Source organism: Liquorilactobacillus vini DSM 20605, assembly GCF_000255495.1.
In the GTDB taxonomy this organism is placed as follows: domain Bacteria; phylum Bacillota; class Bacilli; order Lactobacillales; family Lactobacillaceae; genus Liquorilactobacillus; species Liquorilactobacillus vini.
Genome location: NZ_AHYZ01000052.1, coordinates 1 through 1395 on the forward strand (window position 1 = coordinate 1; position 1395 = coordinate 1395).

3 protein-coding genes are annotated in these 1395 nt (G+C 34.1%); 1 reads left to right on the forward strand and 2 read right to left on the reverse strand.

The annotated features are described in order from the left end of the window. Positions 1–53: 53 nt before the first annotated feature. Positions 54–323, reverse strand: a complete 270-nt coding sequence (rpsO, locus tag ON15_RS02990; protein WP_010580002.1) for a 30S ribosomal protein S15 — start codon at positions 321–323, stop codon at positions 54–56. A 271-nt stretch (positions 324–594) separates the two neighbouring features. On the opposite strand from rpsO, the gene rpsT reads away from it, so the two are divergent. Next, a complete protein-coding gene (gene rpsT, locus ON15_RS02995) occupies positions 595–849 on the forward strand; it encodes a 30S ribosomal protein S20 (protein WP_010580003.1) in 255 nt (84 codons plus the stop codon). A gap of 112 nt (positions 850–961) precedes the next feature. Here the strand turns inward: rpsT and holA are convergent. After that, positions 962–1395 (reverse strand): DNA polymerase III subunit delta (holA, locus tag ON15_RS03000; RefSeq protein ID WP_010580004.1); only part of this gene is annotated, 434 nt, incomplete at its 5' end.

The following is a 1395-nucleotide window of genomic DNA, read 5'->3' on the forward strand; positions in this document are numbered from 1 at the left end:
ACAAAAATAAAAAATCCAGTACAGAATCACTTCCTGCACTGGATCGTAAATTATTAACGACGCAATCCCAAACTCTTAATCAAATCACGATATCGTTGAACATCATTTTTACGTAAATAAGCCAACAAGTTACGCCGATGACCAATTTTTTTCATCAAGCCGCGTTGTGAAGCATAATCTTTTTTATGAGTCTTAATATGTTGATTAAGTTCATTAATATCCGCTGTTAAGATAGCTACTTGAACTTCAGCTGAACCAGTATCGCCTTCATGCAAAGCATACTTTTGCATTACTTCATTTTTCTTTTCCTTAGAAATTGCCATTATAAATCCACCTTTCAAAATTGTACTCCTTCTTCCCGGAAACACGTCGGTGACTCGCACTTCTGAGAAAAAGGAAAATAGTAGAACAGATTTATATTACCTGATATACATTCAAAAAGCAAGAAAAAATTTTTTATTAGCAAGTCAAGCAAAATTCCTTGACAGAAGTCGACTTTTTTATTGCATTGTCGGTTGGCCTCTTGTATAATAACTTATGTTGAAAATTTCTATGATACCAGTTGGAATCATTTATATATTGGAGGTGAATTCCTTGCCTATTATTAAATCAGCTATTAAGCGCGTGGGTACAAATAAAAAAGCTAATGCTAAAAATTCAGCTCAGTTAAGTGCCATGCGGACAGCCATTAAAAAATTTGAAACTGCTAAAACGGCTAATGCTGAAAACGTTGAAGATTTATATCGCCAAGCAGTATCTGCTATTGATAAAGCAAAATCAAGGGGCTTAATCAAGCCAAATAATGCTGCGCGTAATAAATCACGTTTAGCTGCGCGTTTAGCTAAGTAATGCCGAAATTTTTTAAAAGAAGATGTACTTATCGATTGGTTATCGAAAGTCATCTTCTTTTTTTGACGCCTTTGGATATAACGAACTAATTATGTTGATCAAGAAGCTTGACTTATTCGTCAAAATAACCTGTTAGAAATAGTTGAAAAAGATTTTCTGGATTTTGATTAGTTGTTTTAATTTTTTCTTCCAGCTTTAATAGCGACAAATAAGCTGTTCGCAGTTTCTCGCGCGTAAAAATTCTGCTGTGTTGGATTGCTAATTTTACTCGGTAAGGATGAACTTTTAAAATTTCAGCAATATCCCCTTGTGAATATCCATGCTTAAGCAAAATTAAGGTTTGCAATAATAATCTGACTTGGCCAATCAACAATGCATTCAATTTCAACGGTTCTTCCCGCTGTAAAAGCAAATCGTGGTAGATTTTCATAGCTGCAACTCTTTGATTGCTCAATACATATTTATTCAGATCAAATACATTTTGTTCTAGCGTTTGTGGCACTAATCTTGCTACCATCTCTTGAGTTATTACTTTAGTTTGCTGGG

Bases quoted from the DNA above. Each gene is read 5' to 3' on its own strand.
- rpsO (WP_010580002.1), bottom strand. From the start codon at position 323: ATGGCAATTTCTAAGGAAAAGAAAAATGAAGTAATGCAAAAGTATGCT.